Annotated in this window: 19 protein-coding genes; 7 read left to right on the forward strand and 12 right to left on the reverse strand. The window is 60.7% G+C overall.

Features of this window, described 5'->3' with window-relative positions; all coding sequences use genetic code 11:
* Window positions 1-24: 24 nt before the first annotated feature.
* Complete coding sequence (locus HDE80_RS00080) at window positions 25-972, reverse strand: AraC family transcriptional regulator (protein WP_184666733.1); 948 nt, start codon at window positions 970-972, stop codon at window positions 25-27.
* Window positions 973-1,077: 105 nt separating this feature from the next.
* Between HDE80_RS00080 and HDE80_RS00085 the strand changes: the two genes are divergently transcribed.
* Entirely contained in the window at window positions 1,078-1,824 is a 747-nt protein-coding gene (locus HDE80_RS00085; protein WP_184666735.1) for an SDR family oxidoreductase, read from the forward strand.
* Between the two features lie 115 nt (window positions 1,825-1,939).
* On the opposite strand, the gene HDE80_RS00090 is transcribed toward HDE80_RS00085, so the two are convergent.
* Window positions 1,940-2,713, reverse strand: a complete 774-nt coding sequence (locus tag HDE80_RS00090; RefSeq protein WP_184601712.1) for a TIGR00266 family protein — start codon at window positions 2,711-2,713, stop codon at window positions 1,940-1,942.
* Window positions 2,714-2,893: 180 nt separating this feature from the next.
* Between HDE80_RS00090 and HDE80_RS00095 the strand changes: the two genes are divergently transcribed.
* Together HDE80_RS00095 and HDE80_RS00100 are read left to right on the forward strand one after the other, a co-directional pair.
* Complete coding sequence (locus HDE80_RS00095; RefSeq protein ID WP_255483502.1) at window positions 2,894-3,631, forward strand: hypothetical protein; 738 nt, start codon at window positions 2,894-2,896, stop codon at window positions 3,629-3,631.
* A 140-nt stretch (window positions 3,632-3,771) separates the two neighbouring features.
* A complete protein-coding gene (locus HDE80_RS00100) occupies window positions 3,772-4,881 on the forward strand; it encodes a hypothetical protein (protein ID WP_184601714.1) in 1,110 nt (369 codons plus the stop codon).
* Here the strand turns inward: HDE80_RS00100 and HDE80_RS00105 are convergent.
* The 5 genes from HDE80_RS00105 to HDE80_RS00125 all read right to left on the reverse strand — a co-directional run bounded on the left by HDE80_RS00105 (window position 4,867) and on the right by HDE80_RS00125 (window position 9,289).
* Window positions 4,867-6,687 (reverse strand): XVIPCD domain-containing protein, encoded by a 1,821-nt coding sequence (locus tag HDE80_RS00105; protein ID WP_184666737.1) that lies wholly within the window; start codon window positions 6,685-6,687, stop codon window positions 4,867-4,869. The genes HDE80_RS00100 and HDE80_RS00105 overlap by 15 nt on opposite strands.
* A 193-nt stretch (window positions 6,688-6,880) precedes the next feature.
* Complete coding sequence (locus HDE80_RS00110) at window positions 6,881-7,225, reverse strand: hypothetical protein (RefSeq protein ID WP_184601716.1); 345 nt, start codon at window positions 7,223-7,225, stop codon at window positions 6,881-6,883.
* A gap of 336 nt (window positions 7,226-7,561) precedes the next feature.
* Complete coding sequence (locus tag HDE80_RS00115) at window positions 7,562-7,879, reverse strand: putative quinol monooxygenase (RefSeq protein WP_184601717.1); 318 nt, start codon at window positions 7,877-7,879, stop codon at window positions 7,562-7,564.
* A gap of 235 nt (window positions 7,880-8,114) precedes the next feature.
* Entirely contained in the window at window positions 8,115-8,516 is a 402-nt protein-coding gene (locus tag HDE80_RS00120; RefSeq protein ID WP_221437368.1) for a VOC family protein, read from the reverse strand.
* A 161-nt stretch (window positions 8,517-8,677) separates the two neighbouring features.
* Window positions 8,678-9,289: a TetR/AcrR family transcriptional regulator gene (locus HDE80_RS00125; RefSeq protein WP_184666739.1), complete on the reverse strand. Its 612-nt coding sequence runs from the start codon at window positions 9,287-9,289 to the stop codon at window positions 8,678-8,680.
* A gap of 187 nt (window positions 9,290-9,476) precedes the next feature.
* Between HDE80_RS00125 and HDE80_RS00130 the strand changes: the two genes are divergently transcribed.
* On the forward strand, window positions 9,477-10,415 hold the full coding sequence (locus HDE80_RS00130) for a M14 family metallocarboxypeptidase (RefSeq protein WP_184666740.1): 939 nt from the start codon (window positions 9,477-9,479) through the stop codon (window positions 10,413-10,415).
* 429 nt (window positions 10,416-10,844) lie between these two features.
* Here the strand turns inward: HDE80_RS00130 and HDE80_RS00135 are convergent, their stop codons facing one another.
* From HDE80_RS00135 to HDE80_RS00155, 5 genes are all read right to left on the reverse strand, one after another.
* A complete protein-coding gene (locus tag HDE80_RS00135) occupies window positions 10,845-11,774 on the reverse strand; it encodes a patatin-like phospholipase family protein (RefSeq protein ID WP_255483503.1) in 930 nt (309 codons plus the stop codon).
* 140 nt (window positions 11,775-11,914) lie between these two features.
* Window positions 11,915-12,760 carry a lysophospholipid acyltransferase family protein gene (locus HDE80_RS00140; RefSeq protein WP_184666742.1) on the reverse strand — a complete coding sequence of 282 codons (846 nt, stop codon included), beginning with the start codon at window positions 12,758-12,760 and terminating at the stop codon, window positions 11,915-11,917.
* 175 nt (window positions 12,761-12,935) lie between these two features.
* Window positions 12,936-13,343, reverse strand: coding sequence for a cupin domain-containing protein (locus HDE80_RS00145; RefSeq protein WP_184666744.1), 408 nt, complete (start codon window positions 13,341-13,343; stop codon window positions 12,936-12,938).
* A gap of 88 nt (window positions 13,344-13,431) precedes the next feature.
* Window positions 13,432-14,193 (reverse strand): carboxymuconolactone decarboxylase family protein, encoded by a 762-nt coding sequence (locus HDE80_RS00150; protein WP_184666746.1) that lies wholly within the window; start codon window positions 14,191-14,193, stop codon window positions 13,432-13,434.
* Window positions 14,194-14,231: 38 nt separating this feature from the next.
* On the reverse strand, window positions 14,232-15,215 hold the full coding sequence (locus tag HDE80_RS00155; RefSeq protein ID WP_184666748.1) for an aldo/keto reductase: 984 nt from the start codon (window positions 15,213-15,215) through the stop codon (window positions 14,232-14,234).
* Window positions 15,216-15,332: 117 nt separating this feature from the next.
* On the opposite strand from HDE80_RS00155, the gene HDE80_RS00160 reads away from it, so the two are divergent.
* The 3 genes from HDE80_RS00160 (at window position 15,333) to HDE80_RS00170 (ending at window position 17,092) form a co-directional block, all read left to right on the forward strand.
* Window positions 15,333-16,226 (forward strand): LysR family transcriptional regulator, encoded by an 894-nt coding sequence (locus HDE80_RS00160; protein ID WP_184666750.1) that lies wholly within the window; start codon window positions 15,333-15,335, stop codon window positions 16,224-16,226.
* A 171-nt stretch (window positions 16,227-16,397) separates the two neighbouring features.
* Window positions 16,398-16,619, forward strand: a complete 222-nt coding sequence (locus HDE80_RS00165) for a TonB-dependent receptor (protein WP_184666752.1) — start codon at window positions 16,398-16,400, stop codon at window positions 16,617-16,619.
* A 266-nt stretch (window positions 16,620-16,885) separates the two neighbouring features.
* Window positions 16,886-17,092 carry a hypothetical protein gene (locus HDE80_RS00170; RefSeq protein WP_184601727.1) on the forward strand — a complete coding sequence of 69 codons (207 nt, stop codon included), beginning with the start codon at window positions 16,886-16,888 and terminating at the stop codon, window positions 17,090-17,092.
* Window positions 17,093-17,184: the final 92 nt, after the last annotated feature.

Genomic DNA, 17,184 nt, shown 5'->3' on the forward strand with positions numbered 1-17,184 from the left:
GTAAGAGGCTCTTTTCCACACCTTTTAGCTGCGTGCGCTAATGACCTGCTCCTGATCGTGATCCTGCACCGACGTGCGGACATACTCCCGCGCGTAATGCGTCGGTGGCTGGCCGACGTGGCGGGTGAAGGCGGTGCTGAAGGTGCTGGCCGAGCTGTAGCCGATGCGTTCGGCGATGGCGGCGACGCCGGTTTCGTTTTTTCGCAGCAGATGCTTGGCCAGGGCCATGCGCCAGGCGAGCAGGTAGGCCATCGGAGCGACGCCCACCGTGCGGTTGAAGCGCTCGAAGAACGCCGAGCGCGACAGCGCGGCTTCACTCGCCAGTTGCGCCACGGTCCAGTTGCGATCGGGCTGCGCGTGCATCGCGCGGATCGCGAGCGCGAGACGATCGTCGGCCAGCCCGCGCACGAGGCCCGGCGATGCCGTGGTGCCGGCGTTCGAGCGCAGCGCTTCGATCAGCAGCACTTCCAGCAGCCGTGCCAGCACCACCTCGCGTGCGGGCCGCTGCTCGCGTGACTCCTCGCCGACGAGGGTCATCAGCGTCGCCAGCCGCTGCTCGCCGCGGATATGCACCAGCCGTGGCAGCAGCGCGACGAGCAGGTCGGCATCCGGCGAATCAAAGCTGCAGTGGCCCACCAGCATCCGCAGGTCGGTCGGGCCATCCTGGTCGCCAATGCGGAAAACGCCGTTGCCCTGTGCGACGGGCAGGCTCTTGATGCCCGCAGGTGGCGGTTCCAGGCTGGACATCGCGACGCCCCAGGCGGCAGGCACCAACAGAAAGTCGCCCGACTGCAGCGTCAGCGCTGCTTGCCCGTCGACCTCGACATGGCATGCACCCTCCAGCACCACGCAGTAGAACGGCTGCCCGGCATCCGAGCGGTGGATGTGCCACGGGCCGGCGCCAATCACGACCTTCGAAAACCGGGCGCCCGGCTGCAGCAGCGACACCACCTCGGCGAGTGGATCGATCATGTCCGGACTCCTGACGATGAAACATGGACTCTGGATTGTAGTGAGTACGGTGTTAGCGGCCTATCGTGGCGTTATCCCCCCATGCACTACCGCAGGAGTTTCTCCATGAATACCGTCCTGATCACTGGCTGCTCGTCCGGCTTCGGCGTCGAGATCGCCCGTTATTTCCTCGACCGCGACTGGCAGGTCATCGCCACCATGCGCACGCCGCGCGAAGACGTGCTGCCCCGCTCCGAGCGCCTGCGTGTGCTTGCCCTCGACATCACCGATCCGGAAAGCATCCGGCAGGTTGTCGAGGCTGCGGGCCCCATCGACGTGCTCGTCAACAATGCCGGCTTCGGTGCGGCGTCGCCGGTCGAGCTGACGCCGATGACGACCGCGCGCGAACTGTTCGAGACCAACACCTTTGGCACCATGGCGATGACACAGGCCTTCGTGCCGCAGTTCCGTCAACGCGGGGCCGGCGTCATCGTGAACGTGACCTCGAGCGTGACCCTGAAAGCGCTACCGCTGGTCGGCGTATACAGCGCCAGCAAGGCGGCGGTGAACGCATTCACCGCGTCGTTGGCGGCGGAAGTCGAGCCTTTCGGCGTGCGTGTACGGCTGGTGCTGCCGGGGCGCTCGCCCGAGACCCGCTTCGGCGACAACGCTCGCGCTCATATGCACGGCATGGAGCATGAGGCCTACGCCGAACTGGTGACCAGCGTGCTCGCCCGCATGCGCGGTGACTCCGGCCCGCTCACGCACTCGTCCGACGTGGCCGAGGCGGTATGGCGCGCCGCAACCGACCCATCGACCCCGCTGCGTATTCCCGCCGGTGAGGATGCCGTGGCCTGGGCCAAGGCCGGCTGAGGCGAGGGCGGCGAGTGGAGCCAGGTCAATTAAAATGAGCGGTCAGCTTGCATGCTTCGGCAGCGTGAAGTTGACCGCTGTTTCTCATCACGATGAAAAAGTTGTCGGGGGCAACTCAGTTGTCGTTACCGTTGAGCATCGAGCCGACGATACCGCCGAGCAGGCCACCGCCCACACCTATCGAGGCCGCCCTGCCAGCGCCGCCAGAGGGCAGATACTCGGCGATCTGGTGGGCGAGGCGAGAGATGGGTAGCGTCTGCAGCCATACGGTGCCGGGGCCGGTGAGCGCCGCCAGAAAGATGCCGTCGCCGCCGAAGATCGCGTTCTTGATGCCGGGCACCGTGGTGATCTGAAAACCTACCGAGGCCTGGAACGCACCGACGTGACCCGGGTGCACCCGCAAGGTTTCACCGGGCGCCAGATTCTTCTGGATGAGTTCGCCGGAGAGTTCCAGCCACGCCGTGCCGTTGCCGCCGATTTTCTGCAACAGGAAACCATCGCCGCCGAAAATGCCGGCGCCCAGCGACTGCTGAAAGCCCACGCCTAGGGTGACTTGCGGCGTGGCGCAGAGAAAACCATGCCGATGCACGAGGTACTCGTTGGAAGGACTCACCGGCACTGGCACGATATGGCCAGGTACCTTGGTGGCAAACGCGACCTCACCAGGCCTCTGCACGGCGCGGTATTCGGTCATGAAGAAACTGCCGCCACCGACGGCACGCTTGAACATGCCCATCAGTCCGCCGCCGCCGCCCATCTGCGTGTGCGTGGTCATCTGGATCGACGCGGTCATCCACGACAGCTCGCCGCTCTCGGCGAACACGCTGTCGTTGGGATCAAGCTGCACTTCCAGCACGGGCATCACCGTGCCCTGGATACGGGTCTGCATAAGGCATTCTCCTGATGATTGGTGGTGACCGCTTGCCGCCCGGACACCGAGCGACAAGCGGCAGTTCGGCAATGGTCAGCGGATAGTACGCCGACACAAAAGCAAAACGCGCGGGCAAGATGGCACCCCTTTGAATTAGCATGCGTTCAAATCGAAGGAAGCAGCAATGATCGAAGGCGCATGCCACTGTGGCGCAGTGCGATGGCAGTTCGATGGCGCCACGGGATACAACTGCACTGGTCGTGCAGCAGAAAAGCGTCGGGAATTTTCCGTAATACCCAACCCACCGCATGCGCCATCGGCTGCTACCCTGCGATCATGATCAGAATATGGAACGTCACGACGGCTCGACGTCTCGGCGTCGCCCTTTTTGCTGTCGGCCTGCTGGCTCTCGGCGGATGCGCCACCGCGCCGCCTCGTAACAGCCAGAGCATCTGCCAGGTCTTCGAGCAGTACCCGAGCTGGTATCGCGATGCCCGCGCGGCGCAGAAACGCTGGGGCACCCCGGTCAATGTGTTGATGGCGTTCGTGCAGCGGGAATCCGACTTCCGCGAGAAGGCTCGCCCGGATCGGCCTCACTTTCTGTTTATTCCGTTGCCGCGCCGGTCCAGCGCCTATGGCTACGCGCAGGCGCAGGATCCGGTGTGGCAGGAGTATCTAAAGGCGAACGGCCGCTGGTTCAAGAGCCGTAAGGACATGAACAACTCGCTCGATTTTCTTGGCTGGTACACCGACCGCATCCATCGCGAGTTGGGTATCTCCAAGTGGGACCCGAAGCAGTTGTACCTGGCTTACCACGAAGGTATCGGCGGCTACCGTAGCGGCCAGTGGCGACACGATCGCCATCTGTTGCAGACCGCCGATGTCGTCGATAACCTCGCTCGCGAGTACGGCGTACAGCTGCAGCACTGCAGGTAGTGAAAACAGGGGTCAGCCATACGTATTTGAACTGTAGGTCAGTAAGTGCGGCTAGTTGTATCCATTGCCCTCCAGTCCTCGGCATCTTGCATTGACCAAAATGCAGACAAAACCTATTGGGTCTAAACCGTATGTCTGAAATGAAACGAACCAGTATCCCGGTCGTTCCATGCATTCTGGTGGCTCTTTCGTTGCTATCGAGTCCGGTACTCGCTCAAAAAGTTTCGGCGATTGGTATCGATCGTTCCGGATTGAGTAGGGAGGACGAAGCCACACGGAAAAAGACACTGGAAGATATTCGTACGCTTCATGCCGCTTGGTTTCGTGACGGACCGACTTCCGGATCGGCGCAGGGCGTTGCCAACTTCGTCGACGAGGTTCGACTGGCAAAACAACAAAATCTGAAAGTGCTGATAAACATCCTTCAGATGGACGAAGACTACGATGACGCACTGCCGATGAATGACCACGGCTGGAGGGCGAAGAAATTAAGCCAGATCGACTTGAAGAAGTTTTCTCAGCGATTCCGTCATCTGCTTGGGGCTTTGAAGGAAGCTAATCTTTCGATCGATGCCGTCGAATTCGGCAATGAAGACGATAGCTACTACTACGACGCGGATGTGCCGAACGGACACAGTGCCAGTCAGACTGAGCTTCACACTTGGCTCCACGGATATGGGGAGTTCCTGAAGACCGGTGCAGAGATCCTGCACGAACCCAACGACTATCCGCAGTCGCAGATCATCACGTTTGGTATGGCGCATGGATACACCGCGCCAGGCCATCCATCACACAACCTCTCCAATCCGGCGCAGGTAGTCGCGATGCTGAAGAGTGTCGATGGCTTTAACTATCTCGACAACGCCAGCTATCACGTGACCGCTTACGGGACTCACGTTTATGCATCGCCAGCCAATGCAGGCCAAAGCGCGACCGCCTTATTGCGCCAGGATATTTGGGCATTGGGTCGAAATAAGCCGTTGTGGATTACAGAGTGGGGCTTTACCGACGCTACCAAGTTTCCAAACGCGAAGGGGCAGACGGCCAGTCAGGGAATGAAGGAGATGCTCGATGCGTTCGATGATCTGGGGCAACGGATACCGATCGGACCCATGTTCTTCTACTCGTACAATTCCGGACTTCAGGATGCGGAGGGAAAAGAGAGTGGGTTAGTGGATAAAAAGGGGAGCTTTGTGCCTGCGGCAAGCGTGCTGTCTGCGCGCGCAGCGCAGCCCTTACAACCGCGATAACGGCGTAGCGCTTTTTTGCTGCTGCACTTCCTGCGGGTTCTGCACGGGAGTCGGTGCCTGCGCATGCGCGTGCTGCTTCTGCGTCGCCTGTTCCATCGCCGCACTGCTTTGTGCGATGGACGTTTGAACCGCCTGCGCTGTCTCCACCGGTTGTGCGATGTGTTTAGTGGTCGATCGCAGATCGCCTTGCACGGCAAAGGCCTTGCGGCCATCGTCGCTCATTACGACGTGATCGATCTGTTTCAAGCCACTGCTGCGCGCCGCTACGGCGACGGCGGCGGATAGGTTGTCGCTGCGTTGGTCCGGAATGCGGCCGATCTGTGCGTCGACTTTGTGCACGGCGCCCCGCGCCTGCTGATAGAGCAGGTGATCGGGATGCGCCGGATCGTCAAGGCGCACCGGCGCGGCAATAGGCGAACTGGTGGTGGCATGCGCTGCTTGTGCTTGCCGCGTGGCGTTGAGTTCGTCGCGCACGTTGCCGTTGGCGGCATTCGTGCCATAGAGCATGCCGGGCGTGTTCCACTGCCCATCAGCCGCCCGCGTGTAGGTATGGCCGTCCGAAGCCTGCACGATGTTGTCGGGTGCCTTCAATGCATGGGTCACCGCCTCGGGCATGGCGCCGTACTGGTGCCAGCCGTACTGCGTATAAGCGGCCTGATAGCGTTGGGCCATGCCCTGTGGTGAGGCCGCGACATTCTCGGCAATGGTTTGCCGTGCCGCCTGATTGAGTTGTGTGGCACGTGCGGGGTTGGCGGTCTCCTGGTGCGTGCTGACCATGCCGTGTTCGAGTATTTGGTCGGTGACCTCGCGCGACCATGTATGCGTCTGCGCATCACGTGTCCAGGGGGCATCCCTCATGCTCGGTGTGTCACCCGCAGCAGACGCTTGCGTATAGGGACTTTTCGGCGTGCCAGGGTTCGCCAAGGCCAGTTGCACCGCGGTGCTCGACGCCTGGAAATTCAGCTGATTGGAAAGTGTCGCATCGGCGGTCAGGGTGTGGTGTTCGTCCCGGCGTGTCCAGCCTTGCGAAGGCTGTTGCGGATCAAAGCGCCAGCTGTTCCCTTGGCTATCGGATTGGTTGTAGATGCGGTGGTGATCGATGGCATCGGCGATTTTATTGCCGCCGATCGCGCCCGCGATGCCACCGATGGCACCGGTAGCAAGCAGGCCGGGGCCAGACTCCACGCCAAGTGCTGCACCTGCAGTGGCGCCCAGCTCCGCGCCGGCCAGCATGCCTAGATTGCGGCCGCCAAAATGCAGGATTTCGGATTGACCACCTATGCGGTTACCCGCGTGGAGAAGGTCGGCGGTGCGTTGTCCGGTGGTGGCGGCGTCGTAGGCAATGGCCGCGGCGCCTAATGCACCCAACCCTTTGCTGGCCGCGTCGGCTGACAGGCCGGTGCCGACGCTGCGCTCGGTTTGCACGGCGAGGCTGTTGTCCAGACTCTTCAGGTAGGTGGGTTCGGTATACAGGCCGCGATGCGGCACCAGATATTGTTCGGCGCCACCGGGCTTGGTTACCAGGCCACCCAGCTCGGAGGTCGGGGCGACATGATTGACGAAAACTTCGGTAGGGGCCTTGGGCTGAATTTGATAGACGTCGTAGCGCGTTGCTTCGCTCTGGATCGGCAGGCCGAAACGGTCCGAGAGGTTGTGACCCTGGTGCAGCGCGTCTTCGAACGCGGACTGCTTGGCGAAAAACGGCGAATACGGCGAGACCTTGCTGCCGGTCGGCACGATCTTCACCAGCGGGTCGCTGTTTAGCTCCATGCGGGGAAGTTCGCGGCCGGAGATGATTTGATCCATGGCTCGGTCGGCTATTTTCGATGCCGAACTGCTCGGATCAGCTTGCACAAGCCGCTGCAAATATAAGTTGCCCTCCGGCGTCTTCAAATAACTCTTTGCCGCTTGCTCACTCACACCATGAGTAACGAAAGTTTCGCTTCGGCTGATTTCGGCGGCATGTTGCTGCTTTAGTTCCTCGGGAGTCAGGCCTTGATCAGTCACGGGCTTTCGCTCCATCGATCATGGCCTGAACGCTCGCAATGATCTCGTTCTCTTCCTCGTCACGCCCCCCTCGCATTTCGGCCGAGAATTCGGAATAGGCCTCGTCTACGTCTGGGTCTCTATAAGGTGTGTAAACGCCATCGCCGAAGTTATAGGCGCCTGGAATATCTCGTCGTCCCACAGGTTCCAGCACTCTCCCTGCCTTTGCCGCTTCGATAAGCGGTAACAAAGCGCGCAACAGGCTCTGCACATCCTCACTATCGGGATATTGCTTGAGCACCCACTCCAAATGCTCGGCACTCGCTTTGAGCTTTACGGGATCAATGGACTGCGTCATAGCTTGGTTTCCTAAGTGAACGGAATCGACGGGTGAATAGCCTCAGTCGTCGTAAGTCGCGCCGTAATTTTCCGCAGGACTTCAAGGGATTGATCGGTTGGCAATGGGCGCATTGGCGCAGATCTATCGGCCAACTCGACGAAGTCAGTCAAGCCCGTGGAGGAATCACTCGGGGCAAAGGCAAAGCTCATGAACCAGCCCTCCGTGCGGTCAAAGCGAAATTTAACTTAGCACCGGCTATATCGATCGCGCAAACTGAAACAAAGATGTCAGAGATATTTTTAAGCAGCCCACGCGCAATGTATGGGCTGCTTCGTACCCTTGGCGCAAGACTGGCTAAGCCGCCGCGTCCCGCATCACGTGCAGCACCCGGTTGGCGATCAGATCGCGGACATCCTCGCCGTACTTGCGCATATGGTCGGTTGCGCTATGCGCGTCGAGCGCCTTTACGCTCGCCCATTTCTCGATAACGATAAATGTGTCGGATCCTGCCGGCTCGCGTGCGTCATCGAGGCCGGCGTCGTTGTCGATAATGGGGCGGTATTCGATGCAACCATCCTCCGTGTGCACGATCCGCATCACGGCGAGAAAGCGCTCAAGCAGTTCGGCACGTCGGCCGGGCTTGGCGGTCAGTATGGCGACAACATGGATCATCTCGGGTCACTCCTTTGTGGGTGCTCCAAGCTAGCAAAATCGTCATTGAAATAGGGTGAGTTTATTGGCAGGCATCATGCCGGCCATGTTTGAGCTTTTGGTTCACGCGTGACGCTCGAGAGGTTGCTAAGGCGGAACCGGGATCACTCATTCCGATGGAGCAAGTGATTCTGATTCCGGGTTTTTACGTTGAGCGCCAGGAGTTGGCTCTGAAGATCGTCACGCGTGCACTGGTTCAGTTGAAGGTGCCGCGATACGCAGGCGCAGCGTCGGCGCGAGTGTTGAGCTCGAACATCACGCCGCCGGGCGCGCGGCAGAAGAAGCGCGAGCCGCGCTCGTGGTCGATGACGCCAGTCTCCATGATCACGCCATCCGCCACCATTTGTGCGTGGAGTGACTCGACCTCGGTGCGCGATGGCAGCTCGAAGCCGACGTGGAAGGTACTCGGCCAATGCGGTGTGTCGGCGTCAATATCTTCGATGACTACGTCGAAGCCGGGACGCTTCAGGATCCAGTGCCCCGCAGCTGGCGCGATGGTGAACCCGAGGTAGGTTTCGAAGAACGCCGCCGTGCTGGCCGGATCGTCGGAGGGAAAGCTGAGATGGTTGAGTTTCATGGGGAAAAGCGCGTTGGACATGGGATTTCCAGAAGTGGGCGGATCGAGCGATTCGCGGGACTTCATGATGTCGGCAGCTCTTGCGTCAGCCAACTCGCATGCGCTGCTTTACGCCTTAGCCTGCGCCGTATCAGTCGCTTCGACCGCACGGCTTTGCAGCCAATAACCGCTTTGCTCACATTTCAGGGTCTAGTTGACGCGCCGAGGTAGCCCAAAAGCGCGCCCAGCACACGTCGTTCAAGTTGCTCTGCATTGGATTCACCACGCACGCCAGCGGCATCCACCAGCATGCGCACCAACGAGGCGAGGTCATCGGTGGCGATCTCAGGGTTTGGTTGCGGCGGCAGATCCGATCGGTCGAGTATGGTGCGCAGCAGGCCGCGGTAGTTGCTTGCGTTCTCGACTTCTTGCTGTGCTTCCGGCCGCGTTTCCTCGACATCGAGCAGCCGTGCCAGCTCCGGACGACCGAGCTGGTGACGGACGGCAGCAGCTACCAGATGCGCCAACGCGGCGTGACCGTCGGGCGCGGCCAGCGCGGCCAGCGCATCTTCGCCGAGGCGCTCCTTTTCGCGTCGCATCAGTGCGATCAACAGCGCGTCCTTCCCGGGAAAATACTGGTAAAGCGAACCGATGCTCACCCCGGCCCGCTCGGCCACGAGGTTGGTGTTGAAAGCACCAATCCCTTGTCCCTCGAGGATCTGCGCCGCCGCCTCCAGAATCCAGGCATAGGTTTCGACTGCGCGCGGTTGCACGGGTTTCTTGCGAGGGCGCAGCGATGGTAGTGGACGACGCATGGTGTGCTGGATTCTAGGGAAAAATGGCACCAGATTCATTGCCTCGCAATTTCCGTTGACCTATCCGAGGTGACCGTCGCATGTGCTTTTTGACGTGGTCCTCTTGGCAACCGGACTCCTGCAGTCCTTGCAGACCAGTGCTAAGGTGCCTCGCTTTCCTTGATACAACGACAAAGCGAGCGACATGATGACTAACGATGCACCGTATCCCATCGGTACACCCGGACATCCCTGGGGCGATGCGGAAGTGGCGACCTGGTTGTCCCGGCAAACCGTGCAGCGCAGCTATGCAGCGGACGTGCTGAGCGTGATCGAAACCTTTCGCTCGCGCTTCGACGTGTCGGAGTACGGACGCTTGGAATACACGCCCGACAGTTATGCGCTGTTCGCGATCAAGAGTCGCGACTGGCGCGACGAGCTTCCCATCGTGTTGGTGACGGGCGGTGTGCATGGTTATGAAACCAGTGGCGTGCACGGCGCGCTGCAGTTCATCGATCAGCAGATGTCGCGCTATGCCGGTCGCGTGAATATCATCGTCGCGCCGTGCGTCAGCCCATGGGCCTACGAGCGCATTCACCGCTGGAACGCGAAGGCGCTCGATCCGAACCGCTCGTTTCGCGATGACAGTCCGGCGCAGGAATCGGCAGCATTGATGCACCTGGTCGCGCCGATCCGCGATCGCGTATTGATGCATATCGACCTACATGAAACCACCGATACCGACGAGTCCGAGTTCCGCCCGGCACTGGCCGCGCGCGATGGCATCGCGTACGAGCCGGACGAAATCCCCGACGGCTTTTATCTGGTCGACGACAGCGAGAATCCGCAGCCCGAATTCCAGCAGGCGGTGATCGCTGAGGTGGCCAAAGTCACCCACATTGCCCCGGCCGATAGCCGCGGCGAGATCATCGGCTCACCCACGGTCGCACCCGGTGTTATCGAGTACGCGCTCAAGCAGCTCGGTCTCTGCGCCAGCATCACCCATGCCCGCTACACCACCACCACCGAGGTCTACCCCGACAGCCCTCGCGCCACGCCCGAGCAATGTAATGCGGCGCAGGTGGCGGCGGTGTGTGCAGCGATTGATTTTGCGCTGGCGAAGGGTGCGGGGGCTTCAGTCCAATAGGTATATCCGGATCATCTGAAAATCAAAAAAAGCCTCTCGGTCACCCAGAGGCTTTTTTGATTGATGAATCCATCAACCTAACGTGTGAGCGGTTTGTCGCGGCGTTTCGGTAAAGTCAGTGCGCTGCTTCTATCCACATGACTAGCGCCGTAAGCTGGATGGAGACTGGAAGCGCATTGGCCAAGCATATATCGTCCTGAATTTCGCACTCGTTGGCACTACGTCCGTTTGCTACACATTCTCGGTAGGCCTGCGCACAGTTTCGTTGGCATAGCGACAATATCCGCGCTGTAGCAACGTTGCTCGAGCCCGTCATGACACGTAACGCTATTGCCGAAACAATAAGTGACTGCGCATATGAACTCCCTTGCATATAGCCATGTCGACGACGATTTGAGAGGCGCCATCCCATTTTTGGCAGTCGCCCACTCAGTGCCGATGTTCGTGCAGTTGCATGGGGATGTCGTCGCGATCGAGGCCGCCTTCTTCAAGCCAGTGGTGGGTATTTTCCCTGGAACGGGAGATGAGGTTTGCCGCAGCGGAATAGTCATATGGCGACCGCTCCAGCGGACACAGGCTCGGTACGATGCGCAGCTGCACCGCGCCGCCGACTAGACGCTCGGCGTCCTGCACCAACTGGCGTGATACCAGCAGGCTCAGCGCGTGCATGGCGCGGGCAATGGCACCGCTGGGGATCTGCGTCAGCGCACAAGCGAAGCCGGTCGGCAGCACGATGACGCGCGTGGCACCCAGGCGTACCGCTGTGGAGATGGGCGTGTTGTTGGCGACACCACCGTCCACAAGCCACCGCCCATCGATACGCACCGGCGGAAACACACCGGGGATGGCCGTGCTGGCAAGCACGGCATCGATGACGGGGCCGGATGATAAACGCACTTCGTCGCCGGTCAGCATGTCCGATGCGACCACATGCATCGGCAGGACGGCGTCCTCCAGTTGCCCGTATGGCAAATGACTTTCCAGCAGACGTCGCAAGTACGTCGATGCCACTAGATGATCGCGTCGGCGTAACAGCCCGATTACGCTGGCCAGATTGATGGGAAATACGTCACGGCGTCGCAGTCCGCACCACAATTGCTCCAGCCGTTGCGCACCGGCCAGGGTCGGATCGGCGGCGAAATACGCGCCGTTGATTGCGCCTGCCGACGCGCCGACCACAAATGCCGGTTTCTCGCCCCAGGCTAGCAGCGCTTGCAACATGCCTACCTCGACGGCACCGAGACTGCCGCCACCCGCCATGACAAACGCGGTGCGCCGTGCACCACCCGCGTGATTCAATGCTGTCTGTACCATGGCGTCCACCCGATGGCCGAAAAGTTTCGGCCTCTCTGATTTCATTCGCCCGGCACCTGCTTTTGGTTGCAGTGGCAGGAAGGTTGGCCCCACTTCTTGCAGGCCACTCAGGGCAGCAATTCGGGTAACTGATTCGGTGAGCCTGATCCGTTTGATTCCTTTGGCGACGCCAGGTCTTGCGAATGCTAGCTGTGTGCGCCGGCGACAGAGCGAAGTGAGGCATGATTGCAAGAAAGCCCCGACTCCACGATGTCATGTACTTGCGCTGCCAATGCCTTGCGATCAGTGCCGGGTGGAATCGCGATCGGTGGGTGGAAGGTCACGCGCACCAGCGCGCCCGACATGCGAAAGAATCGGCTGACGTGTGGGCCGGCTTCCATGCCACCATGGAAGGCGTAGCCGTCGCGATCGCCGCCGACTGACAAAGCGCGGCCGTCGACGGACACGATGTCCAGAGTAAACGGCTGTAGCTGCCAGGCTTGCACTGCAGCCTGTGGACCAAGGAATGGCGCAAGCAGGCTCGACTTGAATGGCGCGACTTGTTCGCCCGATGACGTGGTGCCTTCGGCGAACAGCACCACGTCGTGATCGGGTCGCATCTGCGCGGCGATGCCAGCGGCCACGCTGGCCGTATCTTGCCGGCGTCGGCTGATGAATAGCGTTTGCCCCAGGCCACCGATAAAGCGCACACCGGGCCAGCTTTCCATTTCGTCCTTGGCGATAAAGCGCGCACGCAGAATGCTTCCCAGCAGCACGATGTCGTAATGCGAAATGTGGTTGCCGACGAACAGCGTGCCGCCGCTGTCGCGCGGTGTGCCGACGATCTCAAACCGAAGTCCCATCGCCCGACGCAGGCAGGCAAACCAGAATCGCGGCAGAACGAAGGATGCCCGCCCGCGGGTAAAGCGCATAAACAGCCACTGCGGTGGCATCAGCACCACGCTTGCCAGCAGGATCGCTGCAACCTTGATGCTGGCGCGCAGCGAGGCGAAGGCGGAGCCAGGGACCTTGCGTGATGGATCGATGTTCATGCGGGAGATACGTGTCGTCGAGTGGTGGTGGATGCAGGCAAAGGGCTGCCTGGATGATCATGCATTGTCCACTGAAGCGGCCGCTCAAAACGAAAAGGCCGTGTTCACTTCATCCGGCGAAGTGAACACGGCCCGCTCGTTGCTTTATTCGTTTATCGACAGAGCACGGCGATGATTACTGGGGCGGCCCCGCGAGGTATTCCTCGTCGGTGACTTTCTGCAGCCAGTCGACGGCCTTGCCGTCCAGTGCTTCCTGCACGGCGATATGCGTCATCGAGGTGGTGGGCGTGGCGCCGTGCCAGTGCTTGTGACCGGGCGGGCAGATGATGATGTCGCCGGCGTTGATCTCGACGATCGGCTCCCCCTCGCACTGCGTCCAGCCCTTGCCCGAGGTGACGATCAATACCTGTCCGAGCGGATGCGTGTGCCATGCACTACGCGCACCGGGCTCGAAGGTGACGATGCCGCCGGAAATCTTCGCGTCGCCCGAGCCCTTGAACGGCATGTCGATGCGCACGGTGCCGGTGAAGAATTCCTCCGGCCCTTTGACCGAGGGCTGTGAGCCGTTGCGGATAAGTTGCATGGTCGGGGTTCCTTTGGAAAGGGTGAAGGCGTTGGCGATGTGGCGAGCGCGCGATTACTCGAGATAAGTGCGCTGGCAAGGCGCGCGTTCACTGCCCGTGATCTTGCGTCGCCTCGTTGATGAGTCGCAGCGCATTCAACGAGCGCGGATAACCGATGAACGGCAGCAGTTGAGTGACGGTGCCGATGAGCACTTGACGGTCGTTGCCAACGGCGAGGTTGCCGGCTATGTGGCCGGCAAGCTGCGGCTCGCAGCCGCCCAGCGCGGAGAGCATGGCAAAGGTCAGCAATTCGCGCGTTTTCAGATCCAGTCCGTTGCGCGTGTAGTAGTCGCCGAAGCAGTTGGCCGAAAGGAAGGTCTGGATGTGGATCTGATCCTTCGGTGACTTTTCATACATCGCATCGATCTGTGCGCCGAAGATCTGCTTCTGGACGGCCAGACCTTTATCGAAGCGCGTTTCCTCCGAGGTGGTGGATTGGCCTTCCAGTGGTAGGGTGATGCCACGGCTCAGCAATACCTCGTTTGTGGCGCCGAGAAAATCGAACAGGCGAGCCATGCCGAGATAGGGCAGCGCTTGGTAGACGATTTCCTTCACCTCGATCGGAGTGACGCCGACGTTGAGTGCAGCGCCGAGCATGGCGCGGTACTCGTTGACTGCCTGGCAGGCAATGATGGCGGCGAGCTGAAGCATCAATCGCGTGCGGATCTCGGGGCCGTCTTCGGCCAGCACATCGTCGAAGGCCCAGTTGTCGAAGATCTCGATCAGCTCAGGATCGGTGACCGCCAGCTTCGATACGTCGTTGGGGAAAAGTTTGTCGTGGTTGCGTTGCGCGGTGTCGGTGATGTTCATCGATCGGGGCTCTGTGGATTGTCGTGCACTGACGGCGCTCACTTGCCGGTCAGTGCGGCGAGATGCGCGGGGTAACGATCGCCTTGCACGGTGACGTGGCTCAGTGCTTCTTCGATCTGACGCAGGTCGTTGCCGTCCAGTGTGATGTCCGCGGCGCCGACGTTTTCCTCCAGTCGATGCAGCTTGGTGGTTCCCGGTATCGGTACGATCCATGGCTTGCGGTCCAGCAACCAGGCAAGAGCGATCTGAGCTGGTGTGGCCTGCTTGCTCGACGCGATGTGACCAAGCAGATCGACCAGTGACTGGTTCGCCTTGCGCGCTTCCGCCGAGAACCTGGGCACGATGCTGCGGAAGTCGTCCTTGCCAAATGTCGTTGCGGCGTCGATGGTGCCGGTCAGGAAACCCTTGCCGAGCGGGCTGAAGGACACAAAGCCGATGCCCAGTTCTTCGCAGGTTGGCAGCACGTCATCTTCGGGCTCACGCCACCAGAGCGAATACTCACTTTGCAGCGCGGCGACCGGCTGCACGGCGTGCGCGCGACGGATCGATGCCACACCGGCTTCGGACAAGCCAAAGTGTTTGACCTTGCCTTCGGCGATCAGCTCCTTCACGGTGCCGGCGACATCTTCCATCGGCACGTTCGGATCGACGCGGTGCTGGTAAAGCAGATCGATTCGATCGGTTTTCAGCCGCTTCAGCGACGCCTCGGCAACGGTGCGGATGCGCTCCGGTCGGCTGTCGACACCGGTGGCTGCGTTGCCGTCCTTGAAACCGAACTTGGTCGCGATCACCACCTGATCGCGGATCGGCGCCAGCGCCTCGCCGACCAGTTCCTCGTTGGTGAACGGTCCATAGGCCTCCGCGGTGTCGAAGAAGGTCACGCCATTTTCGAAAGCGTCGCGGAGGAGCGCTATCGCGTCGCGTTTGCCGAGCCCGGGACCATAGGCAAAGTTGAGCCCCATGCAGCCGAAGCCGAGGGCCGAGACTTTAAGTCCGCTATGGCCGAGAGTGCGCTGTTGCATGGTGTTCTCCTGCCGAGATGATTGGATGGGCTTAGTTTGCCGGTCTCGTTTTCATATGATTAGACGGATAAAAGCGAATGCACTTATGATCTAATTTCATTAATCGGTAACTAGCTTATGGCTCGCGAGAACTACAACGATCTCATCGCGTTTCTCGCCGTCGCCCGCGAGCGCAGCTTCACGCGCGCAGCGGCGCAGCTTGGGGTGTCGCAATCGGCGCTCAGCCACACCATGCGCGCGCTCGAGGCGCGGATCGGTTTGCGTTTGTTGACGCGTACGACGCGCAGCGTTTCGCCCACCGAAGCGGGGGAGCGTCTATTCCGTTCGCTGGAACCGAACTTCGACAATATCGACGTCGCCATCGCCGCCTTGGGCGAGCTGCGCGACAAGCCCGCCGGCACCTTGCGCATCACCACCAGCGAGCATGCGGCGACCACGATCCTGTGGCCGGTAGTCGCCGAGCTGCTGGTGGACTACCCGGATATCAAAGTCGAAGTCATCACCGATTCGAGCCTTGTCGATATCGCAGCCGAGCGCTTCGATGCTGGCATCCGACTCGGCGAGCAGGTGGCGCAAGACATGGTGGCCGTGCCGATCGGCCCACCGATGCGCATGGCCGTTGTCGGCACGCCGGCTTACCTTTCATCACGGCCAGCAGTCAAGACGCCGCGAGACCTGACCGGACACGACTGCATCAACTTGCGCCTGATGACCCGTGGTGGTCTGTACGCTTGGGAATTCGAGAAGGGTCGGCGCGTTTTGAATGTGCGCGTCGAAGGGCGGCTCACTTTCAATAGCGCCCGTCAGGCGCTCGAAGCCGTGCGGGCCGGCTTCGGCCTCGCGTGTGTCCCGGAGGATATGGTCTCCACGCATATCCACGACGGCAGCTTGCAGCGCGTATTGGGTGACTGGTGCCCGCCCTTCCCAGGCTTCCACCTCTACTACCCCAGCCGTCGCCAACCATCACCGGCGTTTTCGCTGCTGGTGGACGCACTGCGAAGGCGGGCATGACGCTGGCATAGGCGTATCGCGCGCGCTGCTGAATCAATCATTGCGCAAGGTGTTGATTGGGTTCGAGGATTCGAGGCGGTATCAGCAGCGCAGGCACTCTTTTGCAAACAGGCGCTATTGCGTCAGCAAAGGCCTATGCTGAGGGGGCGATCACGCCAAGAGGGTTCAGCCATGGTCAATGTCTCCGGCAAGACCAGCAATGGATGCACCTATGAAGGGGATTACCGGCCCGCGAGTGCCGGTCGTGTGAATTGGTCAGCGACCTTCCGCCATAACGGCGATTACGCCGGCATGCGGCATGGCTGCGTCCATGACATGCTCGGCGTTGACCCGATAGGCATCGATGATGCGGTCAAGGTCGACATCGAGTCGACTTGGACGCAAGCCACTTGAGGCGGGATTGAGGGAGGGTCGCCCGACATAGAGCTCGCTGTATTTTCTTGCGATTGCGCCGGATGCCGGCCGTACTGCACCAGCAGCGGGAATCGCCGGCCGGGAGACCATGCAGGGTACGGTTTGGCTTCATTCGTGTAGTGATTTCGGTTTGATCAGGCGTGCTTCGCTTTGGACGTTTTGGCGCAGGTGTTTGCGTCAATATTCATCTCGCATTATCAGGAGCGATACGATGCTCTTTCACTCCAATCAGCGCGGAGGTCGTTATGGGAATCCTAGATGCCGTTGGTGAAATTGCAGGTGCAGTAGCAGCTGTCGAGGGCGCAGAAAAGCTCGACCCGAATGCAGGCCTTCTGACAAAAGGCATTGCGGCTGTTGCTGGTTTCAAGGGAGCTGGTGCGCTCGAGTCGCTCGTCGGAAAGAAGGAAGACGAGGCTGATTCCAGCGAAGCTGATCCGCAACCGCAAGCCTGATCTTCCTGATCGATCAATCCGGGCCAGCCACCTTTCAGGGGCTGGCCCTTTTGTTTTCCATCAACTGGCTCAGTGCCCGCGATGGTTAAGCT

Origin of the sequence: Rhodanobacter sp. A1T4 (genome assembly GCF_014207185.1) — a bacterium.
Taxonomy (GTDB): domain Bacteria; phylum Pseudomonadota; class Gammaproteobacteria; order Xanthomonadales; family Rhodanobacteraceae; genus Rhodanobacter.

What these genes read in the sequence shown, in the direction of transcription:
- HDE80_RS00080 (WP_184666733.1), bottom strand. Translation starts at nt 972, where the DNA reads ATGATCGATCCACTCGCCGAGGTGGTGTCGCTGCTGCAGCCGGGCGCC.
- HDE80_RS00085 (WP_184666735.1), top strand. Translation starts at nt 1,078, where the DNA reads ATGAATACCGTCCTGATCACTGGCTGCTCGTCCGGCTTCGGCGTCGAG.
- HDE80_RS00090 (WP_184601712.1), bottom strand. Translation starts at nt 2,713, where the DNA reads ATGCAGACCCGTATCCAGGGCACGGTGATGCCCGTGCTGGAAGTGCAG.
- HDE80_RS00095 (WP_255483502.1), top strand. Translation starts at nt 2,894, where the DNA reads ATGCCACTGTGGCGCAGTGCGATGGCAGTTCGATGGCGCCACGGGATA.
- HDE80_RS00100 (WP_184601714.1), top strand. Translation starts at nt 3,772, where the DNA reads ATGAAACGAACCAGTATCCCGGTCGTTCCATGCATTCTGGTGGCTCTT.
- HDE80_RS00105 (WP_184666737.1), bottom strand. Translation starts at nt 6,687, where the DNA reads ATGGATCAAATCATCTCCGGCCGCGAACTTCCCCGCATGGAGCTAAAC.
- HDE80_RS00110 (WP_184601716.1), bottom strand. Translation starts at nt 7,225, where the DNA reads ATGACGCAGTCCATTGATCCCGTAAAGCTCAAAGCGAGTGCCGAGCAT.
- HDE80_RS00115 (WP_184601717.1), bottom strand. Translation starts at nt 7,879, where the DNA reads ATGATCCATGTTGTCGCCATACTGACCGCCAAGCCCGGCCGACGTGCC.
- HDE80_RS00120 (WP_221437368.1), bottom strand. Translation starts at nt 8,516, where the DNA reads ATGTCCAACGCGCTTTTCCCCATGAAACTCAACCATCTCAGCTTTCCC.
- HDE80_RS00125 (WP_184666739.1), bottom strand. Translation starts at nt 9,289, where the DNA reads ATGCGTCGTCCACTACCATCGCTGCGCCCTCGCAAGAAACCCGTGCAA.
- HDE80_RS00130 (WP_184666740.1), top strand. Translation starts at nt 9,477, where the DNA reads ATGACTAACGATGCACCGTATCCCATCGGTACACCCGGACATCCCTGG.
- HDE80_RS00135 (WP_255483503.1), bottom strand. Translation starts at nt 11,774, where the DNA reads ATGAAATCAGAGAGGCCGAAACTTTTCGGCCATCGGGTGGACGCCATG.
- HDE80_RS00140 (WP_184666742.1), bottom strand. Translation starts at nt 12,760, where the DNA reads ATGAACATCGATCCATCACGCAAGGTCCCTGGCTCCGCCTTCGCCTCG.
- HDE80_RS00145 (WP_184666744.1), bottom strand. Translation starts at nt 13,343, where the DNA reads ATGCAACTTATCCGCAACGGCTCACAGCCCTCGGTCAAAGGGCCGGAG.
- HDE80_RS00150 (WP_184666746.1), bottom strand. Translation starts at nt 14,193, where the DNA reads ATGAACATCACCGACACCGCGCAACGCAACCACGACAAACTTTTCCCC.
- HDE80_RS00155 (WP_184666748.1), bottom strand. Translation starts at nt 15,215, where the DNA reads ATGCAACAGCGCACTCTCGGCCATAGCGGACTTAAAGTCTCGGCCCTC.
- HDE80_RS00160 (WP_184666750.1), top strand. Translation starts at nt 15,333, where the DNA reads ATGGCTCGCGAGAACTACAACGATCTCATCGCGTTTCTCGCCGTCGCC.
- HDE80_RS00165 (WP_184666752.1), top strand. Translation starts at nt 16,398, where the DNA reads ATGGTCAATGTCTCCGGCAAGACCAGCAATGGATGCACCTATGAAGGG.
- HDE80_RS00170 (WP_184601727.1), top strand. Translation starts at nt 16,886, where the DNA reads ATGGGAATCCTAGATGCCGTTGGTGAAATTGCAGGTGCAGTAGCAGCT.